Genomic DNA, 504 nt, shown 5'->3' on the forward strand with positions numbered 1-504 from the left:
CACGGACCCCGATGCCGACTTCGCGGACTTCGTCACCGCGCACTGGCCCCGGCTGGTCAGATGCGCCTACCTGCTCACCGGCGACTTCCACGAGGCCGAAGACCTGGTCCAGAGCACCCTGGTCAAGCTGCACGGACGGTGGAGCCAGGTCGGCCGGCGCCCCGGGACCGGGACCTACGTGCGCAGGTCCCTGGTGAACAACAACCGCAGCCACCACCGCAAGCGGCGCGTGGCACACCTGCTGACGGCACTGCTGCCCGACACCCCCGTCACCGACCGGACGGACGGACTCGAGCACCGCGACGCACTGGTGGAGGCGCTGGCCACGCTCCCGGAGCGGCAGCGGGCCGTGGTGATCCTGCGCTACTGGGACGACCTCGGCGAAAGCGAGGTCGCCGCGGTGCTGCGGTGCTCGGTCGGCACGGTGAAGAGCCAGGCGGCACGAGGGCTGGCCAAACTGCGCTCGCACCCGGCGCTCGCCGCCCACAAAACGAAAACGGTGGA

1 protein-coding gene is annotated in these 504 nt (G+C 71.0%); it reads left to right on the forward strand.

Features of this window, described 5'->3' with window-relative positions; genetic code table 11:
* Window positions 1-504, forward strand: a 504-nt coding sequence (locus EF387_RS46525; RefSeq protein ID WP_238432112.1) for a SigE family RNA polymerase sigma factor, incomplete at both ends; no start/stop codon positions are given.

The organism is Streptomyces cavernae, assembly GCF_004023625.1.
Lineage (GTDB): Bacteria > Actinomycetota > Actinomycetes > Streptomycetales > Streptomycetaceae > Streptomyces > Streptomyces cavernae.